The organism is Acinetobacter sp. HA, assembly GCF_000264725.1.
GTDB classification, from domain to species: Bacteria; Pseudomonadota; Gammaproteobacteria; order Pseudomonadales; family Moraxellaceae; genus Acinetobacter; species Acinetobacter schindleri.
The window spans coordinates 1-23,753 of sequence record NZ_AJXD01000096.1 but is presented as its reverse complement, the minus strand read 5'-3'; the positions used below and the strand labels follow the sequence as shown (position 1 = coordinate 23,753).

Sequence of the window (23,753 nt, the reverse complement as noted above, 5' to 3'; positions counted from 1 at the left end):
AATATTTTATTAAAAACTACTATACCGTTATCGTTCCGGTTTAAATACAAAACTTTCATGAATATTTTTTACAATTTGCATGAGTTTTTTTTATATGAAATTTGAGTGATTTATCATGGTAATGGGTGGTACTGAGCTTTAAGCTTTTGCTGAATTAGGCTGCGAATTGCCTTATGCCTTATAATGCCCTTAAGTTTATTTGGAATTTCATCCGTGAAAATCATTTTTGCAGGCACACCAGAATTTGCAGCCACTGCATTGGCTGCGCTGCTAAAAACCGACCATGAGATTGTGGCGGTGTATACCCAACCGGACCGTAAAGCGGGTCGCGGCCAAAAACTCACTGCATCTGCGGTTAAACAGCTGGCACTGGAACACAATATTCCGGTCTATCAACCGCTACACTTTAAATCTTCAACAGACGAAGGTCTGGCAGCTCAAGCTGAGTTAAAAGCCTTAAATGCGGATGTCATGGTTGTGGCAGCTTATGGTCTGATCCTGCCGCAAGTGGTTTTAGATACGCCGAAATATGGCTGTCTGAATATTCACGGTTCATTACTGCCGCGCTGGCGTGGTGCCGCACCAATCCAGCGTGCCATCGCTACGGGTGATGCCGAGACTGGTGTGACCATTATGAAAATGGCAGCTGGTCTGGATACTGGCGACATGATGTATAAAACCATCTGCCCGATTGAGCCACAAGACACCTCTGCTTCTTTGCATGACAAGCTGGCTCAGCAAGGTGCTGAAGCAACAGTCAAAGTGCTGGAATCAGAAGAATCTCTACAGCACTATCTTGATCACCGCAAAGTGCAGGATGAAGCGCTTACGGTTTATGCACATAAATTATCCAAGGCAGAAGCTAAAATTGATTGGACTCAGGATGCGGTCACGATTGACCGCAATATCCGTGCATTTAATCCATGGCCAGTAGCATTTACGCCTATTGATGAAACAAATAACCTGCGCGTTTGGGGTTCTTTGTTATCTCATGAAAATGCGGAAGGCAAGGTACCTGGAACTATCCTCGCGCTAGATAAACATGGCGTACATGTGGCTTGTGGTGATCAAAAAGCTATTTGCCTGACCTCACTGCAGTGGCCGGGCGGTAAAGCGCTGAACCCGGTTCAAATCAATCAAACCCAAAAATTACATGTAGGACAAATACTGGCATGAGTCATTACGAAGCCGGCACATCACACCTGAACTTACGTGCCCAGGTGATTCGCACCCTGCTCGCGGTACAGCAAGGGCAATCACTTGCCAGTGTTTTGCCACAACATCTTGGCAAAGTGGCAGAGCGTGACCGCGCCCTGTTCCATGAACTGGTTCTTGGGACACTGCGTCAGTGGTATGCGCTGAAAAGCGTGACCCTGCCACTCTTGGTGAAACCGATTAACAATGATACGGTCGAAACCTGTCTCTATGTCGGTCTATATCAGTTGCTGGAAACCCGGATTGCGCCGCATGCCGCAATTTCCGAGACCGTAACGGCTGTTAAACAGCTCGGTTATCAGGCTTTAAGTGGGGTAGTGAATGCCATCCTGCGTCGTGTTTCACGTGAAACACCTGACTTTCAGGCAGCATTAAAACAGGCGCATGGTTTGCCAAGCTGGTTATATAAACGTCTGAAGAAAGACTGGCCTGAACAGCTGCTGGAACTTAGCACTGAACTGAAGCAGGTGGCTCCTCTGACCTTACGCGTCAATGAACGTCAGGTGAGCCGTGATGAGTATTTAGAAATTCTGGAAGAACATGATATTGCTGTGCATGCCTGCAGTATTTCTGAAGTGGGTATCGTGCTGGATGAGAGTATCCATGTACCGCACCTGCCCGGCTTCGATATTGGTGGTTTCTCGGTACAGGATGAGCATGCCCAGCTCTGTGCCACTTTACTGCCCAACCTGAATAATAAATATGTCGTCGATGCCTGCGCAGCACCGGGTGGCAAGACCGCACATATTCTGGAAAAATACAGTCCTAAAAAGCTGATTGCATTGGATCAGGATGCCAAACGTCTGCTGCGCGTCCAGGAAAACCTGGAACGTCTGCTACTTGAAGGTGAGCATGTAGAAATCGTTACTGCTGATGCAATCAACTGGCAGGCGGCTGAGCAGCCGGACTGTATCGTACTGGATGCACCCTGCTCAGCGATTGGCGTGATGCGTCGTCATCCGGATATTCGCCTGCTGCGTCAATCTACTGATATCGCCCAGACGGTGGAACTGCAAAAACAGATTCTGGAAAATATGTGGCAGCAGCTGAAAGTTGGCGGTACTTTGCTTTATATCACCTGTTCGATTCTAAAAGCAGAAAATGAACAGCAGATGGTCGAGTTCTTTACTACCCATGCGGATGCCAAAGAAATCAAGATCAAAGCGAATTGGGGTATTGAGCAGATTCATGGTCGTCAGCTTTTACCTAAAGCGGGTCAAGGCGATGGTTTCTTCTATTGCCGAATCGAAAAAACGGCTTAAATAGTTGTTTGAAGAAAAAGGCAGCTTCGGCTGCCTTTTTTTATTCTAGATTTATTGGAGAAATTTGAAAATCACCAGACTGCTGGCAAGCGCCGCCATCCCGCTAATCAGGCCATAAACCGTTTCGTGACCTTTGGAATAACGCTTGGCGGTTGGCAACATTTCATCCAAGGCCAGATAGACCATCACGCCACCGATCAGACCGAAAATGATGCCATAGATGGTGGTATTCAGATACGGTGCCAGAATGAAGTAGCCCAATGCGGCTCCCAAAGGTTCCGCCAGACCAGAAACCAAACTGGCGAGCAATGCATAGGATTGTCGATGTGTCGCCATATATACCGGTAAAGCAATCGCTACACCTTCTGGGATATTGTGAATCGCAATCGCTACCGCCAACGGCGCACCCAGCATCGGGCTTTCCAGGGTTGCAAAAAAGGTCGCCATGCCTTCCGGCAAATTATGTGCAGTGATGGCAAATAACGTGAGCAAGCCGGTGCGCAGCAACTGTTCCTGTCCTAGATCCTGGGTATTATTTTTTTCCAAGGTCTCATGCGGATTGGGGACCAGATGATCCAGTAACAGCACCAAGACTGCACCCAGTAATAAAGTCAAGGTTCCCCAGGCATACCCCATTTTCGCGCCATACGCCACGCTAAAAGAATCAATGGATTTGGTCAGAATCTCAGTAAGAGACACATAAATCATCGCTCCAGCAGCAAAGGCCAGACCGAAGGACATGACACGCAGGTTGGGCTTTTTTAAAAATAATACCAGTCCCCCACCCACCACGGTGGCCAAGCCGGCAAATAGAGTTACGGCAAAGGCTGTATAGACTTGTGCATCAGTAACGGAAGCAATACCCATAAGTCAGCCATTAAAAAAGTCATTATCAGCAAAGATGATAATGACTTTCATTTACAGCAACAATCAGTTTATGTGAAGATTGTTAGTCTTCTGGTTCTTCCGGATTTTTTACCAGATGAATCACAGAGAGTACCAGACCACCCCATAATAAAACGATGGAGAAAATCATCATGATCAATGCAGATGTATTCATATTGGTTCTCCTAACTATGACGGTCTTTAACTAGACTGAGCAGAATGGCGCCCAGAATAAAGAATGCAAGGGTGCCCCCACCAATCGTCCATAGTGTACTTGCGGGATAACCACCATAACCTTCTGCCATGATTGATTTCAGGGTTAAACCCAATGCCAGCAATAATGACAAAGGTGTGATCACTGTCAGCATGAACTTCCAGCTGGCACCAAGTTTCACACTGGCAAATTCATTGACATGCATTTCCAGCTGTTTCATCAATGGACGGCGGAACCAGGACAATAAAATAATCGATAACAGGCCACCACCGACAATACCGATGTTATTGGCAAAGTAGTCAATAATGTCGACAAATGTAATGGCACTATGGGTCGAGAAGATCAAAGTCGATACCACTGCTGAACCACCGGCAATAATCGTCACGGACTTGTTCTTTGACCAACCCAGCTTGTCCTGGAATGCCGCAATTGGCACCTGCAGGATACTTACCATGGAGGTAATACCCGCCACTGTTAATGACGCAAAGAATAGGAAGCCGAACAGGTCTCCACCTGCACCTAAACTGGAAATGATTTTCGGGAAGGCAATAAAGGCCAGACCGATACCACCAGATACTACATCTTCAACCTTTGCACCTGAGCTGAATGCCATGAAACCAAGTGCTGCAAAGACACCAATACCTGCCAGAATTTCAAAAGACGAGTTCGCCAATGCCACCACGATACCTGAACCGGTCAGGTTGGTTTTACGTTTCAAGTAAGACGCATAGGTCAACATAATCCCGAAACCCACCGAAAGTGAGAAGAAGATGTGGCCAAAAGCTGCCAGCCAGACTTTATAATTAGTCATGGCTTCCCAGTTTGGAGTAAAGAAGGCATTTAAGCCATCGACTGCACCAGGTAAACGTACTGCCTGAATCACCAGGATCGTGAATAAAATCACCAGCAATGGCATAAAGATTTTATTCGCCAGTTCTACCCCACGGCGTACTCCACCGTAAAGGATCAGCATCACCGCTGCCCAAACGACTACCAGACCAAAAAACAGTACCGGAACAAAACCGAAGGTCAGGCCTTCACCATTTTGCAGATAGGTATTGAAGAAGAAGCCTTGAGTATCGGTTCCCCACTGTTGTCCGAAGGAATAGAACATATAACTGCCAGCCCAGGACAATACGCTGGCATAATAAATCCCGATGATCAGGGTCACCATCACCTGCCACCAACCCAGAGATTCTGCATTCATGAGTTTTTTATAGGCCATCGGTGGTGCTTTGCGGAACTTGTGTCCAACTGCATAATCTAAAAACAATAATGGCAAACCTGCTGCGAAAATCGCAATCAGATAAGGAATCAGGAATGCGCCTCCGCCATTTTCATAGGCAACGTATGGAAAGCGCCAAATATTCCCTAACCCTACTGCAGAGCCAATCGCTGCAATAATAAATCCTGATCGTGCCGACCAATTCTCTCGAGTATCTGTCATAGAACACCTAAACCTTAGGTCTCTTTAGATGCTGCTTATTGTGGTTATCGCGCGAGCAAAAAAAGTACCAATAAAAATAATTCTGGGTGCTTCAATTGGAGCCTTGCCTTGTGAGCTTCAGCTTCTAAATCAGCCAACGGTCTAGCATGTCAAATCCTGGATAAAGCATCTTGCCCACACTGTCCGTGTATATGGATTTAACAATACTGAGTTTTAAGTATGATTTGTGTAAATTCTGCTCCTAATATTAATTTTTTATAATATATCTTGTTCAACCGTTCAATATTTCTCCAGGCTTAGCTTGATTTATTAAGTTATAAGTGAATTAACTTTTAGGAATATATTGTTTTTTAAGTATATCTTGATGAGTTATAAAAATTATTCCTGTTCTCTTCTTATTGAATAGCTGAACTTTAAAAACTCAGATCATGAGCAAATGTGCGCATGATCTGAACACTTAAAATTTAAATCATTATTCAGGCTTTAATCACCAGTATTCGTTCTTCCTGCATGTCACGAATTGCAGACTGGATGCCTTCACGCCCTAATCCCGAATCCTTTACACCGCCATACGGCATATTATCAACACGGAAGGATGGAATGTCGTTGATGATCACGCCACCGACATGCAACTGGTTCCAGGCATATAGCATCTTGTTCAGGTTCTGGGTATAAACACCCGCCTGCAAACCAAAACGACTGCTGTTGATGCATTCAATCCCGGCCTCAAAATCGCTGTATTTTTCCAAGATTGCCATTGGACCAAACACTTCATCTTTATACACTTCTAGCCCATGATCGACATCTTCCAGTAAGGTCGGCTCAAACATCACGCCATCCAGCTTGCCGCCACTGAGCACTTTAGCGCCTTTCTTCACGGCTTTATCCAGCCATTTTTTCAAACGTTGGGCTTCAGCTTCCTTGATCATTGGACCGACTAGGGTGGTGTCCAAATCCGGATCCGCTGGTTTAAGCTTTTTCAGTTTGGTTACCAGTTTTTTCTTCACCTCAGCGTAGATATCTTGATGCACCAAAATACGCTGCACGCTGATGCAGACCTGTCCGGCATGACCAAAAGCACCACCGATCAGGCGATCAATAAAGCTATCCGTAATTTCAGTATCCGGCTCGATCATTACTGCGGCATTACCACCCAGTTCCAGCGTGACTTTCTTGCGCCCTGCCCGCGCTTTCATATCCCAACCGACCACATCAGAACCGGTAAAGCTGAGCATTTTGAAACGGTCATCTGTCACCAGTACATCCGCCAGTTCACGTGGACAGGGCAGTATCGAGAACGCATTTGGTGGTAAATCAGTCTCTGCCAGAATCTCAGCAATCTTTAAGGCAGATACCGGTGTCAGGCTGGCAGGTTTTAAGACAAAGGGACAACCCGCTGCAATTGCAGGCGCAATCTTGTGAGCGGTCAGATTCAGCGGAAAATTAAAAGGACTGATCAGGGAGACGGCGCCAATCGGAACCTGTTTCACAAAACCCTGATAGCCCGATGCAGCTGCTGTAACTGCTAATGGCATCATACGGCCTGAATCAACCTGAGTCACGGCATCAGCAGCAATCTGGAAAGTATTGATCAGACGTTCCACTTCAGCTGCGGCAGCTTTACGTGGCTTACCCCCCTCAGCAATCAGAATCTCGGTCAACTGACTGCGAATTTCATTAAAGCGCTTCACACAGTGCAACAGGATTTTCTGTTTCTGATAAGGCTCCAGAGCCGCCATTTCCGCTTCGGCTTTGACTGCTGCTTTAATGGCTTTTTCCAGAATTTTGGCATCTGCCAATGACACACGTGCGCAAACCTTATGCGTATATTTATCCTGAACCTCCAGCCACTCTGAGGTTTCCACTGGCTTACCTGCAACATAAAGCGGATAGTCGATTACTGCTCGGGGTTTAGTCATGTCATGTCCTTTCAGGGTCACGCAATATTTCGATATATTTGATTATATGCTCAAGATCCAGTGACATGCGTTTTTAAAATGTAGACCTTGATTGAAATGGCTGAAAAGCCTGCTATGCAATTGTTCTAGATCTAGCAAAATAAAACTGAACAATTAAGCTCAATCTGACTGGATGGTTCCCTACTTGCTGCCATATACATTTTGAAAATTACCTATATGATGCAGCTAGCCAGAAATACTAAAAATATGGATTTAGGTCATAAAACTGCTCAATTTGAGTCAAGCACAAGGAAATTCAACCTATGCACGCAAGAATCATCAATACTTTATTATGCGGACTGGCGCTGAGTAGCGTCAGCCATGCCGATATCATTGGTCTGAAAGCAGATGCCAGCTACTGGAATTTTGACGGATATAGCCAGTCTGACAATGCCAATAAACATGATCTGGACCGTCAAGGTACGGCACAGCTGTCTGTAGCTTTGGAACATCCGGTACCGTTGTTGCCAAATGCGAAAATCAAATATGTAAATCTCGACAGCAACAGCGAGCAAAGCACTGTACTTAATGCTTCAGATATCGAGCTGAACAATATTGACTATATTCTGTATTACGAATTGCTGGATACGGTTGTGCATGCGGATGTCGGTGTCGGCTTAACAAACTTAGATGGTACGGTGAAAAACCTGAACGCCGGTGCTTTAAGCCAATATGATCTGGATGAATACAGCCCTCTGCTCTACGCAACAGCAGGTGTCAAACTGCCATTTACCGGGATGAGCGCCAAAGCTGAAGCTGTTTACAGCCATGGCAGCGACACTAAAAAGACCGATGTACAAGCTGAACTTCAATACGACTTTATTGATAATCTAGCGGTAGACCTTGGTGCCAAACTGGGTTATCGCATGATGAAAATTGATGCGGAGCAAAATAATGTGCCAGATCTTCAGCTGGAATTTAAAGGTCCTTATATTGGTCTGGACATGCACTTTTAATGAAAAGAATGACTTACATAATACCACTTACATTCTGTAAGCCCAGGCGTACAACATAAGCTGTTATCTGCGTCTTTCAAGCTACATTAAGCTGCAGTATCTTAAACCCATAGAGAGCAGGATGCTCCAAAACATAAAAACAAAAATAAGCAGATGCACCAGGACGTGAGGTACGACAGGAGTTATACCTAAATCACGAAATACGGAAAAGCCCCGATAGGATATCGGGGCTTTTTTCCATCTATTGTTTTTCTCTGTTGTTCTATCAGGCTTTTCTTCTATAAATGCTTACAGTCCTCGGCTAAAAAAGCAACATTTCTAAAAATGCCTTATTGCTAAGCTAAAGACCCCTGCAGATATTGAGATTTACAATCATGGTCAAGAAAGTTCTGATTATCACCTCGAACGAAGGCATTGAACACGATGAATTAGTCCAGCCCCTGGATTTCTTGCAGTCACATGGTTTTGTGGTGATTCATGCTGCAGAAAAAAATGAAGATGTCCACACCATGGAAGCTGACAGCAAGCCAAGTGCACAATACACACCTGATACAACCATGCATGAAGTCAGTGTAGAAGATTATGATCTGCTGGTGATTCCTGGCGGAACAGTGAATGCGGATAAATTACGTACCAATGAAGATGCTCAACGCATCATCCAGTACTTTGCCGATAACCAGAAACCGATTGCGGCAATCTGTCATGGTCCATGGGCACTGATTGATGCGGGTCGCGTCAAAGATAAAAACCTGACTTCTTATAAGAGTATCAAGCTGGATCTAGAGAATGCCGGTGCAAAATGGGTCGATGAAGAAGTACACCGTTGCAATACCAATGGCTGGGTGCTGATTACTTCACGTAATCCGGATGATTTACCGGCTTTTAATACTGCAATTGTGGAAGAACTGGAAGCGGATATGGATATTATTCCGTAATCCTAAACCGTTCTCAAAAAGAAACCCCAGCTTGTGGGGTTTCTTTTTTTATTCTTTTTATTTAGGAATGCTGCCTTTCAGGCTTTTTAAATATTCCACGACATCTTTATTACCTGCCATTTCAGCCAGCTCTAAAGCAGTATAAGTACTGCGATGATCGACATCTGCACCTTTACTCACCAGTAACTTTACCACTTCAAGATGATCATTTTCGGCAGCAGCCTGTAATGCGCTATAGCCTTCTTTATCGGCGGAGTTAACGTTTAGACCCTCTTGTAAGCCCTGCTCGACCTGTTCAACGTCGCCGACTGAAGCCCAGTACACCAGTTCAGGAAGATGTAGTTCATCATCATCTTCAGGGATTGGGGAGATCGAATTGAATTCCATATACTTTACCCATTACTATTTTTACTTAAATAATGGACTATATCTTGCCATAAGTTCTTCTTCAGTCCTTCCTGTAATTTTTGATATTTTTTTATAATCAGGTAAAGGACATTCCTCTAGTAAGAGATGAATTGCTTTATTCGTTTTCAAATCAAGATGTAATATAAACCCATAATTTTTCAATAAATTTAAATCTATTTTCTTACTTACAGCTGCAGGAAATTCGTTTAAAAATTTATAAAACTCAATAATTAAGTCATCGGTAAGCCGCAAACTACGTTCTGTTAGATCAATTAAACAAGATAAATCACTTTGATTAATTTTTGACTCTATTTCTTCATCACTTAAATCAGCATATGCTATATTTAAATTATTAGCTTTAAAGAACTGTATACGAACTTTATCGTTAATTTCATTTCTAATATTCCACATTGAAAGCAAAGTATTGTAATTAGCGAAGAGAGTTCTTAGATAGGCTACGTTCAACCATTTAGTTTCTTTTTGGTCTGTAATAAAAACTAATTCATGATATTCGAATTGATAATTTTGACCCATACCAATAATTGATGGAACAGCAAGAAATCTCTGATAGGGATGTGAAGTTAAATTACCGTAATAATTATATTTAGTAGCAAGTAATGATTGATGTATTTCATCTGCGATCAAAATCCATTTATTAAGTATATCTAGCTTTCTTCTTTCTGCAGTTAGCTTTTCTTGTCTTAAATAGACCCTATACCCCTACTATTGCACCAATTAATGAAGAAACAAGTGCCATAGCTATAGGGAAAATATAATCTTTAATAACATTTGATTCTTGTTTAAGTTGCAAAATTGCTTCAGCTATTAATTGTTCTTCATTCATCTTTTAGAATTTATTTTTAAAAATTAGATTCTTATAACATAAAAAAGCCCCCTTTCGGAGGCTTCATTTTAAAACTCAATTTTTTAAGCTTTCGACACTGCTGGCTCGACTGAACCAATCTTGTTAGCCTCATTTTCATGCATGATCAATGCAACCGCAATTGCTGTAATCAGAACCGGTAAACCGACTGCCATAAAGTTGAAGTGTGCAGGCAGGTTCATACCCAGTAAGCCACCAATCAGGATTGGACCTACAATCGCACCCATACGACCAATCGCAGAAGACCAGCCAATACCTGTAGAACGTACTGCCAGTGGGTAGTACTGCGCTACATAACTGTATAGCAACATTTGTGAACCGATTGATGCTGCACCAGCCAGGAACACCAAGATATAAAGTAAGAACTGGTTAGACGCAAAGCCCATTGAGCTCATCACAATCGCACCCATAATACCCAGGAACATCAGTACTGGTTTCAGGTGGAAACGGTCAGCCAGAATACCACCGCCGACGATACCAACTACTGCACCCACATTCATGACCATCATGAACATCAGGCTGTTATCCATTGAGTAGCCCGCAGTCATCATTAGTTTTGGCAACCAGCTGCTAAGTGCATACATCGTCAGCAAGCAAGTGAAGAATGCTACCCAGAACAATAATGTATTGACTGCACGACCGCGGCGGAACAGGCTAACCACGTTCGCAGCTTCAGGTACATTTTCCTGGGGTAAAGTGAATACTGTATTTTCAGTTACTTTTAAATCTGGTGCCATACGACGCACAATCTCTCGTGCTTCCGCTTGGCGATTTTGTTTCACCATAAATGAAATAGATTCAGGTAAAAACTTCCAGATCACAGGTAATAAGAACAGTGGAATTCCCGCGATAAAGAACATGATCTGCCAACCAAAATCTGGAGTAAACCATGAGCCAAGTAAAGCGGCCATGACACCACCTACGGCATAGCCACTGAACATTGTGGTTACTAAGGTACTACGCATCTTTTGTGGCGCATATTCAGAAGTCAGTGCTACCAGGTTTGGCATTACACCACCAATGCCTAAACCAGCAAGGAAACGTAAAATCCCAAACTCAGTCGGGTTAGATGCAAAGCCGCCCGCGAAAGTTAAACCACTAAACAGCACGATACAGATCATGATCACTTTTTTACGGCCAATCTTGTCTGCCAGCGAACCAAAAATCATAGCACCAAACATCATGCCTGCAAGTGCTGTACTGGCCAGCATACCTGCTTGTACTGCGCTTAAGCCCCAATCTTGCATTAAGAGTGGCAGCGTCACACCATTAATTGCTAAATCGTAGCCATCAAATAAGATAATGAGTAAACACCAAGCAACTACATTGAAGTGAAAAGGCGTAAATTTCGCATTATCGACTACAGAATTAACATCTATTTTTTCCGTTGTCATCGTTCTCATCTCCCATGAGTACTTGTCCATAAATCCTGCTGACTATTACGACAAAACAGTCAGTTCGAGCGAATATACTGAAGTGGATTTCGCGTTACAATAAGACCATAGTTAAGGTAAATTAAAGCTTTAGAGATATACATTTATGTGATTATTCACGTTGTTATTAATATTTAAATGCTTGTTTTATATATTTAAAATCTATTTTTAAGTGGGTCTTTTAGTAATTTTTCTAAGCAAGAAATATATTTTGATTTCTATTAAAAATTATGAATTTAAACGTTGAAACCCCTTATTTGAAGGGGTTTCAACGTTTTTAAAGATTAAAAATGAATATAAGAACCAGTGGGTCATTAAGCCTTGACAGTTTTAAGCTTCGGCTCTGCCATTGGATCTGCATTTACAACGCGGTCTTTACGCACAATCAGTGATACGGCAATGGCTACAATCACCACTGGTAGGCCAACAGCCATGAAGTTCAGCTGATGTGGTAATTCCATACCCAGCAGCATCCCGATCAGGATTGGACCGACAATTGCCCCACTACGCCCTACCGCTGAAGCCCAACCAATACCGGTTGAACGAACAGTTAATGGATAGTATTGCGCCACATAGCTATAAAGCAGAATCTGACCACCAATCGCTGAAGCACCTGCCACGGCAACCAGGAAGTAAATCACAGGTTGAGGAGATTTAAAGCCTAATAGCGATAATGCCACTGCACCTGACAAACATAGAGTGATAATCACAGGTTTTAAGTGGAATTTGTCTGCTAGGATACCGCCGCCTACGGTACCAATGACTGCACCAATATTCATTGCCAGCAGGAACATTAAACTGTTACCTAACGAATAGCCTGCTGCCATCATCAGTTTCGGTAACCAGCTGCCTAAGGCATACAGTGTCAGTAAACACATAAAGAAGGCTAACCAGAATAACAGTGTGCTTGCGGTACTCCCCTGCTTAAACAGGCTGCTCACAAAAGCAGGTTCAGCAATTTTAATCTCGCTTAAAGCCAATTGAGTCTGGTCATTTAAACTGAGCTGATCATCTAAACGCTGCATCATTTGACGAGCATTATCATGCTTCTGCGCTTTCACCAAGAATGTCAGAGATTCTGGCAGGAATTTCCAGATTAGAGGCAATAACAGTAAAGGCACACCTGCGATAAAGAACATGATTTGCCAACCAAAATTAGGAGTAAACCATGCACCTAATAAAGCAGCCATTACACCACCCACCGCATAACCACTGAACATGGTAGTGACCAAAGTTGCACGTAAGCGTGGCATATTCAAAAGTTAAAGCCACCAGGTTCGGCATTACACCGCCAATGCCTAAACCAACAAGGAAACGTAAAATACCGAATTCTGTCGGGTTAGACGCAAAGCCACCTGCAAAGGTAAAACCGCTAAACAGCACCACACAGATCATGATGACTTTCTTACGGCCAATCTTGTCTGCCAGCGTACCAAACATCATCGCGCCAAACATCATGCCTGCAAGTGCTGTAATCGCCAGCATACCCGCCTGTACTGCACTTAAAGACCACTCCTGCATTAAGAGCAGTAAAGCCACGCCATTATTGCCAGGTCATAACCATCAAATAAAATAATCAGCAAACACCAGAACACGACATTAAAGTGAAATGGAGTAAATTTGGCCTTATCAATGACCTCATTCACATTGACTGTATTCATTGTGACGTCTCACCTCCTGTGAGTTTTCAATTTCATTGTTTTAAACCGCGACACATGACATTTAACTATTTAATCTTATTTTTATTGATTTATCCCGCCATGCTTTCGCAACAGCCCTAGTTGAGCACGCTGAGCTTTGCTCAAATACTATACAAAGGTCGCAAAATGGCATAGAAAGTTAGACCGTGTGGTTCAGTTTTTAATTAATTTAATAGCAGACTAGGAAAGACAATTACATGAATATTCAAGTTTTAGAAGATAGAAGATCCATATTTAATATGGCTTGAAGATGAATTTGGGGACATATCCGCTCCATAGACTGGTTTAGTATACGCCTCTCAATTTTATTTTTATGTGATATTTCAGTCGAAATGACATATAAATAACATTTATTTGATTAAATTCTTCCCATAAAAAAACACCCCCTTCTATTGAAGGGGGTGTTTAGAATAATGAGCTGGCGATGACTTACTCTCACATGGGAAACCCCACACTACCATCAGCGCTAAGAGGTTTCACTTCTGAGTTCGGGAAGGGATCAGGTGGTTCACTCTTGCTATGGTCGCCAGCACAACTGTTTATGACTTTGCGTTTGGTCTTATTTAGATGCCAATGCTTGGTCAAATGAGTTTAACAGATAATATCTGAGTTGCAGTATTTTGTTCTTTAGCGTTCACTAAATCAAGTTTTTGTTTGATCGTTAGATCAATATGAAATCAATTGAGCGTTACACAACAACTGTTTGGGTGTTGTATAGTCAAGCCTCACGAGCAATTAGTATTGGTCAGCTTCACATATCGCTATGCTTCCACATCCAACCTATCAACGTCGTAGTCTTCAACGGCTCTTTAGGTGACATAAAGTCACAGGGAAATCTTATCTTGAGGTAGGCTTCCCGCTTAGATGCTTTCAGCGGTTATCCCTTCCGAACATAGCTACCCGGCGATGCGACTGGCGTCACAACCGGTACACCAGAGGTTCGTCCACTCTGGTCCTCTCGTACTAGGAGCAGATCCTCTCAAATTTCCAGCGCCCACGGTAGATAGGGACCGAACTGTCTCACGACGTTCTAAACCCAGCTCGCGTACCTCTTTAAATGGCGAACAGCCATACCCTTGGGACCTGCTTCAGCCCCAGGATGAGATGAGCCGACATCGAGGTGCCAAACACCGCCGTCGATATGAACTCTTGGGCGGTATCAGCCTGTTATCCCCAGAGTACCTTTTATCCGTTGAGCGATGGCCCTTCCATACAGAACCACCGGATCACTAAGACCTACTTTCGTACCTGCTCGACTTGTGGGTCTCGCAGTTAAGCGCGCTTTTGCCTTTATACTCTACGCGTGATTTCCGACCACGCTGAGCGCACCTTCGTACTCCTCCGTTACTCTTTAGGAGGAGACCGCCCCAGTCAAACTACCCACCAGACATGGTCCTCGTCCCGGATAACGGGACAGAGTTAGAACCTCAATATTACCAGGGTGGTATTTCAAGGACGGCTCCATGGCAACTAGCGTCGCCACTTCAAAGCCTCCCACCTATCCTACACAAGTAAGATCAAAGTTCAATGTCAAGCTGCAGTAAAGGTTCACGGGGTCTTTCCGTCTAGCCGCGGGTACACCGCATCTTCACGGCGATTTCGATTTCACTGAGCCTCTGCTGGAGACAGCGCCCCCATCATTATGCCATTCGTGCAGGTCGGAACTTACCCGACAAGGAATTTCGCTACCTTAGGACCGTTATAGTTACGGCCGCCGTTTACTGGGGCTTCGATCAATAGCTTCGCTTGCGCTAACCACATCAATTAACCTTCCAGCACCGGGCAGGCATCACACCCTATACGTCCACTTTCGTGTTTGCAGAGTGCTATGTTTTTAATAAACAGTTGCAGGGGCCTGGTTTCTGAGGCTGCCAACAGCTCAAGGAGCAAGTCCTATCACCGCCGGCAGCGTACCTTCTCCCGAAGTTACGGTACCATTTTGCCTAGTTCCTTCAGCAGAGTTCTCTCAAGCGCTTTGGTCTACTCGACCTGACCACCTGTGTCGGTTTCGGGTACGATTCCTGTTTAACTGAAGCTTAGAGACTTTTCCTGGAAGTATGGTATCAGCCACTTCACTGCACAAGTGCAGCTTGCTATCAGTTCTCAGCATAGAGTACCCCGGATTTGCCTAAGATACATGCCTACAACCTTCCACCTGGACAACCAACGCCAGGCTGACTTAACCTTCTCCGTCCTCTCATCGCATTAAACAGAAGTATTGGAATATTAACCAATTTCCCATCGACTACGCCTCTCGGCCTCGCCTTAGGGGTCGACTCACCCAGCCCCGATTAACGTTGGACTGGAACCCTTGGTCTTTCAGCGAGCGGGTTTTTCACCCGCTTTGTCGTTACTCACGTCAGCATTCGCACTTCTGATACCTCCAGCAGACTTCTCAATCCACCTTCATCGGCTTACAGAACGCTCCCCTACCACTTGCAATAAATTGCAAATCCGCAGCTTCGGCATATAGTTTTAGCCCCGTTACATCTTCCGCGCAGGCCGACTCGACTAGTGAGCTATTACGCTTTCTTTAAAGGGTGGCTGCTTCTAAGCCAACCTCCTAGCTGTCTATGCCTTCCCACATCGTTTCCCACTTAACTATAATTTAGGGGCCTTAGCTGGCGGTCTGGATTGTTTTCCTCTTGACTACGGACGTTAGCACCCGCAGTCTGTCTCCCGGATAGTACTCATTGGTATTCGGAGTTTGCATCGGTTTGGTAAGTCGGGATGACCCCCTAGCCGAAACAGTGCTCTACCCCCAATGGTATTCGTCCGAGGCGCTACCTAAATAGCTTTCGGGGAGAACCAGCTATCACCGAGTTTGATTAGCCTTTCACCCCTATCCACAAGTCATCCCCTGGCTTTTCAACGACAGTGGGTTCGGTCCTCCAGTCAGTGTTACCTAACCTTCAACCTGCTCATGGATAGATCACCCGGTTTCGGGTCTATACCCAGCAACTAAACGCCCTATTAAGACTCGGTTTCCCTACGGCTCCCCTATTCGGTTAACCTCGCTACTGAATATAAGTCGCTGACCCATTATACAAAAGGTACGCAGTCACCGAACAAGTCGGCTCCCACTGCTTGTATGCATGCGGTTTCAGGATCTATTTCACTCCCCTCACAGGGGTTCTTTTCGCCTTTCCCTCACGGTACTGGTTCACTATCGGTCAGTCAGGAGTATTTAGCCTTGGAGGATGGTCCCCCCATATTCAGACAAGGTTTCACGTGCCTCGCCCTACTCGACATCATCATATCAGCCCTTTCGTGTACAGGACTATCACCCACTATGGTTGCACTTCCCAGAGCATTCCACTAAAACTGATATGACTTAATGGGCTGTTCCCCGTTCGCTCGCCGCTACTGAGGGAATCTCAATTGATTTCTTTTCCTAGAGGTACTGAGATGTTTCACTTCCCTCCGTTCGCCTCGTATGACTATGTATTCATCATACGATACCTGGCTTATACCAGGTGGGTTTCCCCATTCAGACATCTCCGGATCACAGGATATTTGCCGCCTCCCCGGAGCTTTTCGCAGGCTATCACGTCTTTCTTCGCCTCTGACTGCCAAGGCATCCACCACATGCACTTAATTACTTGACTATACAACCCCAAACAGTCGTTAATCCTTACAAGTAAGATTAACAACAAGATCAACTAGTAAACTAGCCTTTCTCACAGTTAGAGTTTCGTGCACTTAAGCACTGTACAGCTTCAATTAGATTCATATACCAAAACGCTTGATTCAGTTTAATCGCTAGAACTCATTTCTTAATCTTCATGTCTCAGTAATAAATTACTGTTAATGTTGATCTTAAAACGAGTTTGAACAAATTATTTCAACTCAAATATATTCTGTTAATGATTCACTGTATCCTCGTCGGACTACAGTCAACTGTGATAAATCACAGAGCTTAATAACAATGCCGCGCATTATACGCAACTTAATCACTAAGCTCTATAAGCTATCAGTTCGTTTGCTTACTACGTAGTCTTTCAACTGCGCGAAGCGTAGCTTCTTGCTTAAATTTCAAGGAAAAGCATGCTTTTCTTATCTTGAAATTTGGTGGAGACTAGGAGAGTCGAACTCCTGACCTCCTGCGTGCAAAGCAGGCGCTCTACCAACTAAGCTAAGTCCCCAGCTTATCATATAGGATTCAATGTTCTGATTTTCTGTTTGCAGATGGTGGGTCTGACAAGACTTGAACTTGTGACCCCACGCTTATCAAGCGTGTGCTCTAACCAACTGAGCTACAGACCCTCAGATACATCGTCATGAAGAACAACTTGTTGTGGATTCTTACCAATCGTCAATCTTTCGTTAAGGAGGTGATCCAGCCGCAGGTTCCCCTACGGCTACCTTGTTACGACTTCACCCCAGTCATCGGCCACACCGTGGTAAGCGTCCTCCTTGCGGTTAGACTACCTACTTCTGGTGCAACAAACTCCCATGGTGTGACGGGCGGTGTGTACAAGGCCCGGGAACGTATTCACCGCGGCATTCTGATCCGCGATTACTAGCGATTCCGACTTCACGCAGTCGAGTTGCAGACTGCGATCCGGACTACGATCGGCTTTTTGAGATTAGCATCCTCTCGCGAGGTAGCAACCCTTTGTACCGACCATTGTAGCACGTGTGTAGCCCTGGCCGTAAGGGCCATGATGACTTGACGTCGTCCCCGCCTTCCTCCAGTTTGTCACTGGCAGTATCCTTAAAGTTCCCGGCATGACCCGCTGGCAAATAAGGAAAAGGGTTGCGCTCGTTGCGGGACTTAACCCAACATCTCACGACACGAGCTGACGACAGCCATGCAGCACCTGTATCTAAGTTCCCGAAGGCACCAATCCATCTCTGGAAAGTTCTTAGTATGTCAAGGCCAGGTAAGGTTCTTCGCGTTGCATCGAATTAAACCACATGCTCCACCGCTTGTGCGGGCCCCCGTCAATTCATTTGAGTTTTAGTCTTGCGACCGTACTCCCCAGGCGGTCTACTTATCGCGTTAGCTGCGCCACTAAAGCCTCAAAGGCCCCAACGGCTAGTAGACATCGTTTACGGCATGGACTACCAGGGTATCTAATCCTGTTTGCTCCCCATGCTTTCGTACCTCAGCGTCAGTATTAGGCCAGATGGCTGCCTTCGCCATCGGTATTCCTCCAGATCTCTACGCATTTCACCGCTACACCTGGAATTCTACCATCCTCTCCCATACTCTAGCTTTCCAGTATCGAATGCAATTCCTAAGTTAAGCTCAGGGATTTCACATCCGACTTAAAAAGCCGCCTACGCACGCTTTACGCCCAGTAAATCCGATTAACGCTCGCACCCTCTGTATTACCGCGGCTGCTGGCACAGAGTTAGCCGGTGCTTATTCTGCGAGTAACGTCCACTCTCTTTAGGTATTAACTAAAGGAGCCTCCTCCTCGCTTAAAGTGCTTTACAACCAAAAGGCCTTCTTCACACACGCGGCATGGCTGGATCAGGCTTGCGCCCATTGTCCAATATTCCCCACTGCTGCCTCCCGTAGGAGTCTGGGCCGTGTCTCAGTCCCAGTGTGGCGGATCATCCTCTCAGACCCGCTACAGATCGTCGCCTTGGTAGGCCTTTACCCCACCAACTAGCTAATCCGACTTAGGCTCATCTATTAGCGCAAGGTCCGAAGATCCCCTGCTTTCCCCCGTAGGGCGTATGCGGTATTAGCGTTCCTTTCGGAACGTTGTCCCCCACTAATAGGCAGATTCCTAAGCATTACTCACCCGTCCGCCGCTAGGTCAGTTACCGAAGCAACCTTCCCCGCTCGACTTGCATGTGTTAAGCCTGCCGCCAGCGTTCAATCTGAGCCATGATCAAACTCTTCAGTTTAAAATCAATAGTGCTTTATTCAAAACACCAAATCTGGCTCATCAATTTTCTGACATCAATTTCTCAAATAAACTTCGAGTAATTTCTACCATCAATCAATGAAAATAATTTCGATCAATCAACCAGTAAAAATCCACACAAGTTGTTCTTCATAATCTCTTAATGATCTTCTTGCTACTTCGTCAGCAGCAAGCTAGGTCGGCTATATTACTCTCTATCTCTAGAAAGTCAACCAGTAAATCAGATTATTTTTAAACTTATCAAATAAAACCTAACTCAACCAATCTTAACTAAGTTACTGTTTTATCAGAAGTTTTAATCTTCATCACCGCCGATGGATGTGCATTCTACAGTATTTCAGGAGGCTTGCAACCCCCTTTTTCAACAAAAACCACCGTCTGTTTATTTATTCTACAGAAATCAGCTTTTTCTCTATCTTTTGACTAAAAATGGTACAGAATCAGGCACGTTACTTAATATTTTTTCTTCTTTGCTGAGTTCCTGGAAGCGCAAAGCTCGGCAATCAATGTATTCAATATAGCCCCCTTCCCCATTTTCTTGCTGATCATTAATCTTTACCTGATAGCTAAAACTACCCACATAGCCTGCCCCAAGACCAAATTTAAAATCACCTCGACTTTGTCCTTGAATTGAAATCTGAATTCCATCTTTACTTTCACAGTGCCATTCGAATTCACGTGGTAAATACATTTTCTGGCCATTTGGTGTGGTCACACTTGGATAGACCCGATGCACTTTAAAAATTACCTTTTCATCCAGCATTTGGGTCTGCTGGCTTTCCAAATCTTTATAGTAAATGCGTGACTGAATAATCTTATTAAAGCTATCTCGTACCTGAACCAGGATAATCTGTCGGTTTTGACTCAGGTTAATCATCTGATAAGTCAAGAAAGCAAATGGCAAATAGGGAAACTTGAAACTACGGGCATATTCAAAGCTACCCAGACTTTCGATTTGGTATTGTTGATCTTTATATTGAATGACACCTTCACACCAGCATGGAATCGACCAATAATCAGCCAGAGAAAATCGAAGCTGGGTAAAGTGGGTAATCAACTCGATAGCTCTAATTTTCAGATCAACACTGAGCTCGTCATCCTGGCGGGTGAAATGAAATTCCGGAAATATACTGCTCAATTGCTCACGTGTATGAAAATTAAAGTTACAGCTTTCAAAGCGACACTCATTCTGGATGGAATAATGATTCAACTGACCGACCATGTGCGGACTGGTACTACAGATTACCGTTGCTGTATCCAAGGCATCCGTATGAATGGCATCGGGATTACATAGCATCGGCACATTCGGCTGACCGATCATGCTAAAAAAATTGAAATAATGCAGTGGCGCAGGCAGATTGGGAATAACAAAACGATGGTGAATATATTTATATTTTTTATTAGGACCGTGACAGGCCAGATCGGCTTGGGCAGCAGGAGTCTGATTCAGCTGTTTCGAACGATCCAATAAATCCTGAAGAAACGCCATATCAGACTCTCCTGCATACTAGCTCACTTGTCGTTTCGCCATAAAAGTTGTAACAAAACCAGACAAAGCATAAATTACAGAGATAACCAGAATCCCGACCGGAATATTGTAAGTCATCGCTGCAAAGATAAATACGGCAATTGGCAAGACAAAAAATGGAACTCGTTTACGCTCTACCGTTTTAAAAGAATAGTATTTGATATTGGAGATCATCAGCAAACCGGTAATCACAATCGCAACGGCATTGATGATCTGAACCACTGAATCTTTAATATCGAAAATTTCCGGGAAATCTAAACCGACCCAGACCAGCGAAATAATCATTACGGCAGCAAGTGGACTCGCGACGCCAATGAAGTAGCGTTTATCAACCACACCGATCTGCACATTGAAACGTGCCAGACGGAAAGCGGCACAAGCGGTATAAACAAAACATGCCGCCAGACCAATCCGGCCCAACTCACTTAAGCCCCAGCTGTACATCAAGATAGCAGGCGCCACACCAAAGGCCAGCATATCCGATAGCGAATCAAACTGTTCACCGAACGGACTTTGCGCACCAATGGCACGTGCAACACGTCCATCTAGGCCATCAAGTAATGCTGCAATAAAAATCGCATAAATGGCTTGCTGAAAATTGCCATTCATACTGGCAATAATCGAGTAAAAACCTGCTAACAACGCTGCGGTTGTAATCAGGTTAGGCCATAGATAGATACCTCGACGCTTAATTTTCTGCCCTTCCTGAGTATGCTCTTCTTCTTCCACCTCAAAGGTGATGCCATCAAAAGGCGCTTCGGTGGAAGAGTCACGTTCCGGTTTGCTTATATTTGTCATTCTTGTCGATCCTAGCTATGACCTGATCTTTAAAAAATTATTCGCCTACTAACCAGCGAACTGCGGCGTGACCACCAGTTTCCTGCATACGTAAATGCGGGAATAACCATTGAAGTGCTTCATCAGCATCTTCAGAGAACTTCCAAGGTGGGTTAATCACCAACAGACCACAACCATTTAAACCAACAGGAGTGTCGTCTGGCCATACACATATTTCACAGATCAGCTGACGGCGAATACCGGTCTTGAACATTTTTTTCTCGAAACGCTCAATCATGGCACGGTCTTTAATTGGATACCAAACAGCAAATACGCCTGTCGGCCATTTTTTATAAGCTGCTGCAATCAACTCGACTAACTGAGGGAAATCTTTACGTTCCAGCTCATACGGCGGGTCGATCATTACCAGACCGCGTTTTTCTTTCGGTGGAATGACTGCGAGCAAACCTTCATAAGCATCACGCTCATGCAGACCAGCACGCTTGTCAAAAATATTCTGATCAAGCTGCTGGAAGACATCACGCTGCATTTCAAAAATGGTGGCTTTGTCGATTTCACGCATGCCTTCAAGGGCAAACCACGGGGAACCCGGATACGCGCCTTTACCAAAACTTTCACGCATTTTTTCAACAATTTTTAAATATTGCTGTATGCCTTCAGGGGCATTGCGCTTAATCGAATCATCCAGTTTAATCAGGCGATGAATACCGTTTAAGAACTCACCAGACTTCTGCGCTTCTGAAGTCGACAAGTCATATTTACCTGCGCCGCCATGCGTATCAATATAACGATATGGCTTGTCTTTATTATTAAGGCGAGACAAAATCTGAAGCAATAACACGTGCTTCATGACATCGGCAAAGTTGCCTGCATGGAAGTGGTGACGATAATTCATGTTTCAATTATTCCTAAGATCAATAGCTATTTTAACATGAAAAACTGATTCGTTCAGAAACGATTATTGCTCTAAAATAGCAAACCTTTTTTACCACACGCTCGAGAATTGAAAAATGGAAGCAGTTGTCATCCCAGGGGATTGGAATGTTGATCAAATCTTAGATGATTTAGATCAACATGGCTTTAGTGTTATTGACGGTGCTTATTCAATTGAATATCAACATGCGGTCAGTCAAGAATGCCTAAGTCACTTAAACGAATTTCGTGATGCCGCGATTCAAAATGGCGTAGTAAGCAACATCCGCAGTGATCATATTCTTTGGTTACAACCTAAATTTCAAATCTCTCACCAACATACCGAAACCCTGCAACAATTTTCTCAAGTTTTAAACCGCGCATTTTATTTGGGTATTAAAGATGTCGAAGCACATTTTGCCTGCTATAACGCAGGTGAATTCTATGCTCTTCACCGCGATAACCCGCAAGGTAAGAATGGCCGTATGATTTCCTCGGTATATTATCTGCATGAAGAATGGCAAGATGACTGGGGGGGTGAACTACATTTACAAGATAAAAATGGACAGTGGCATACGATTTCACCTAAGCCCAACCGTTTAGCATTCTTCCAAAGTGACTTATTGCACGAAGTATTAGTAGCCAAACATCAACGTTTATCCATTACCGCGTGGTTACGCTCAGATACCTCTTTAATCTAGTCTTTAAAAGCAGACAATCATCCTCATATACCAATCATTAAGACACGAGGACTGCGTTCATGCGACCAACCACCAAAGAGATCATTGCACGCATTGGTGAAACAGATCAGCTATTTTTAAATGGCAATACCCCTGAGCTGGCGCTTGAACGGGCTGACCTTCGCCTGCAACTGGTAGCGATCAGTCAGTTACGTCAGGAACAGGTACATTTCCTGCAAGAAGCGATTGTTCTGCTGGAACAAGGCCGAATCGAGTTTGAAGAAATGCCTCTCGATCTGTATATCAATCTGTCATTGCATTTGGCTAAAGCCTACATGATCTATTTTGAACTCACAAAAGAAAATCGCTATGCACTGATTACCCAGCAGATTTTAAAACCGATGAGCCGTTATGAGCATGCAGATATCTATTTCTTCCTGGCATATGCCTCAGCAAGCAAAAAAGAACCGGCTATGACCCGTCACTGGTTAAATAAATACAGTAAATTGAACAATTTTGATCTGGAACTGGTAGATCAACATCCAGCATTTGAAGAATACCGTCAACAGGACTGGTTTATTCAAATTCTACACAGCCGGATGCATTAAAACTGCGAAATTATTCTCATAAAAAATGCCTCATGAATGAGGCATT

At 44.2% G+C, this 23,753-nt stretch carries 17 protein-coding genes, 2 tRNA genes, 3 rRNA genes and 1 pseudogene; 6 read left to right on the top strand and 17 right to left on the bottom strand.

Annotation, left to right across the window (positions count from 1 at the left end):
• Positions 1–213 precede the first annotated feature (213 nt).
• Both fmt and rsmB read left to right on the top strand, forming a co-directional pair.
• Positions 214–1,176 (top strand): methionyl-tRNA formyltransferase, encoded by a 963-nt coding sequence (fmt, locus tag HADU_RS13035; RefSeq protein ID WP_008306965.1) that lies wholly within the window; start codon positions 214–216, stop codon positions 1,174–1,176.
• Positions 1,173–2,477, top strand: coding sequence for a 16S rRNA (cytosine(967)-C(5))-methyltransferase RsmB (gene rsmB, locus HADU_RS13030; protein ID WP_008306964.1), 1,305 nt, complete (start codon positions 1,173–1,175; stop codon positions 2,475–2,477). The genes fmt and rsmB overlap by 4 nt, the downstream gene beginning before the upstream one ends.
• A 51-nt stretch (positions 2,478–2,528) precedes the next feature.
• Here rsmB and zupT read toward each other — a convergent pair whose 3' ends face one another.
• From zupT to HADU_RS13015, 4 genes are all read right to left on the bottom strand, one after another.
• Entirely contained in the window at positions 2,529–3,344 is an 816-nt protein-coding gene (gene zupT / locus HADU_RS13025) for a zinc transporter ZupT (protein ID WP_008306963.1), read from the bottom strand.
• An 82-nt stretch (positions 3,345–3,426) separates the two neighbouring features.
• A complete protein-coding gene (locus tag HADU_RS15450; protein ID WP_008306962.1) occupies positions 3,427–3,537 on the bottom strand; it encodes a methionine/alanine import family NSS transporter small subunit in 111 nt (36 codons plus the stop codon).
• Between the two features lie 10 nt (positions 3,538–3,547).
• Positions 3,548–5,023, bottom strand: coding sequence for a sodium-dependent transporter (locus tag HADU_RS13020; protein WP_004814063.1), 1,476 nt, complete (start codon positions 5,021–5,023; stop codon positions 3,548–3,550).
• Between the two features lie 476 nt (positions 5,024–5,499).
• Positions 5,500–6,942 (bottom strand): aldehyde dehydrogenase family protein, encoded by a 1,443-nt coding sequence (locus HADU_RS13015; protein ID WP_008306961.1) that lies wholly within the window; start codon positions 6,940–6,942, stop codon positions 5,500–5,502.
• A 302-nt stretch (positions 6,943–7,244) separates the two neighbouring features.
• Here HADU_RS13015 and HADU_RS13010 point away from each other — a divergent pair, with 302 nt between their 5' ends.
• Together HADU_RS13010 and HADU_RS13005 are read left to right on the top strand one after the other, a co-directional pair.
• A complete protein-coding gene (locus HADU_RS13010) occupies positions 7,245–7,937 on the top strand; it encodes a TIGR04219 family outer membrane beta-barrel protein (protein ID WP_008306960.1) in 693 nt (230 codons plus the stop codon).
• 374 nt (positions 7,938–8,311) lie between these two features.
• Positions 8,312–8,872: a type 1 glutamine amidotransferase domain-containing protein gene (locus HADU_RS13005; protein WP_008306959.1), complete on the top strand. Its 561-nt coding sequence runs from the start codon at positions 8,312–8,314 to the stop codon at positions 8,870–8,872.
• Between the two features lie 57 nt (positions 8,873–8,929).
• Here the strand turns inward: HADU_RS13005 and HADU_RS13000 are convergent, their stop codons facing one another.
• The 13 genes and pseudogenes from HADU_RS13000 to HADU_RS12945 all read right to left on the bottom strand — a co-directional run bounded on the left by HADU_RS13000 (position 8,930) and on the right by HADU_RS12945 (position 22,402).
• Positions 8,930–9,259 carry an ankyrin repeat domain-containing protein gene (locus tag HADU_RS13000; protein ID WP_008306958.1) on the bottom strand — a complete coding sequence of 110 codons (330 nt, stop codon included), beginning with the start codon at positions 9,257–9,259 and terminating at the stop codon, positions 8,930–8,932.
• Between the two features lie 21 nt (positions 9,260–9,280).
• Positions 9,281–9,925, bottom strand: coding sequence for a hypothetical protein (locus tag HADU_RS12995; RefSeq protein WP_004814056.1), 645 nt, complete (start codon positions 9,923–9,925; stop codon positions 9,281–9,283).
• A 67-nt stretch (positions 9,926–9,992) separates the two neighbouring features.
• On the bottom strand, positions 9,993–10,124 hold the full coding sequence (locus HADU_RS16040; protein WP_260396158.1) for a hypothetical protein: 132 nt from the start codon (positions 10,122–10,124) through the stop codon (positions 9,993–9,995).
• 83 nt (positions 10,125–10,207) lie between these two features.
• Positions 10,208–11,557, bottom strand: a complete 1,350-nt coding sequence (locus tag HADU_RS12990) for an aromatic acid/H+ symport family MFS transporter (RefSeq protein ID WP_008306956.1) — start codon at positions 11,555–11,557, stop codon at positions 10,208–10,210.
• A 353-nt stretch (positions 11,558–11,910) separates the two neighbouring features.
• Positions 11,911–13,257 (bottom strand): annotated as a pseudogene (locus tag HADU_RS12985) (MFS transporter).
• Between the two features lie 455 nt (positions 13,258–13,712).
• Positions 13,713–13,827 (bottom strand): 5S ribosomal RNA (gene rrf, locus HADU_RS12980).
• 183 nt (positions 13,828–14,010) lie between these two features.
• Positions 14,011–16,904, bottom strand: a 23S ribosomal RNA gene (locus HADU_RS12975).
• Positions 16,905–17,365: 461 nt separating this feature from the next.
• A tRNA-Ala gene (locus HADU_RS12970) sits at positions 17,366–17,441 on the bottom strand.
• A gap of 44 nt (positions 17,442–17,485) precedes the next feature.
• Positions 17,486–17,562 (bottom strand) — tRNA-Ile (locus tag HADU_RS12965).
• A 61-nt stretch (positions 17,563–17,623) separates the two neighbouring features.
• Positions 17,624–19,161, bottom strand: a 16S ribosomal RNA gene (locus tag HADU_RS12960).
• Together the 16S, 23S and 5S rRNA genes with 2 tRNA genes alongside form the textbook arrangement of a ribosomal RNA operon.
• A gap of 432 nt (positions 19,162–19,593) precedes the next feature.
• Entirely contained in the window at positions 19,594–20,670 is a 1,077-nt protein-coding gene (locus tag HADU_RS12955; protein ID WP_008307097.1) for a DUF6670 family protein, read from the bottom strand.
• Between the two features lie 18 nt (positions 20,671–20,688).
• Positions 20,689–21,507: a CDP-diacylglycerol--serine O-phosphatidyltransferase gene (gene pssA / locus HADU_RS12950; protein ID WP_004809697.1), complete on the bottom strand. Its 819-nt coding sequence runs from the start codon at positions 21,505–21,507 to the stop codon at positions 20,689–20,691.
• A gap of 37 nt (positions 21,508–21,544) precedes the next feature.
• Positions 21,545–22,402 (bottom strand): 23S rRNA (adenine(2030)-N(6))-methyltransferase RlmJ, encoded by an 858-nt coding sequence (locus HADU_RS12945; protein WP_004809698.1) that lies wholly within the window; start codon positions 22,400–22,402, stop codon positions 21,545–21,547.
• 115 nt (positions 22,403–22,517) lie between these two features.
• Between HADU_RS12945 and HADU_RS12940 the strand changes: the two genes are divergently transcribed.
• Both HADU_RS12940 and HADU_RS12935 read left to right on the top strand, forming a co-directional pair.
• A complete protein-coding gene (locus HADU_RS12940) occupies positions 22,518–23,120 on the top strand; it encodes a 2OG-Fe(II) oxygenase (RefSeq protein WP_008307096.1) in 603 nt (200 codons plus the stop codon).
• A 59-nt stretch (positions 23,121–23,179) separates the two neighbouring features.
• Entirely contained in the window at positions 23,180–23,707 is a 528-nt protein-coding gene (locus tag HADU_RS12935; RefSeq protein ID WP_008307094.1) for a hypothetical protein, read from the top strand.
• The last annotated feature ends 46 nt before the right edge of the window (positions 23,708–23,753 follow it).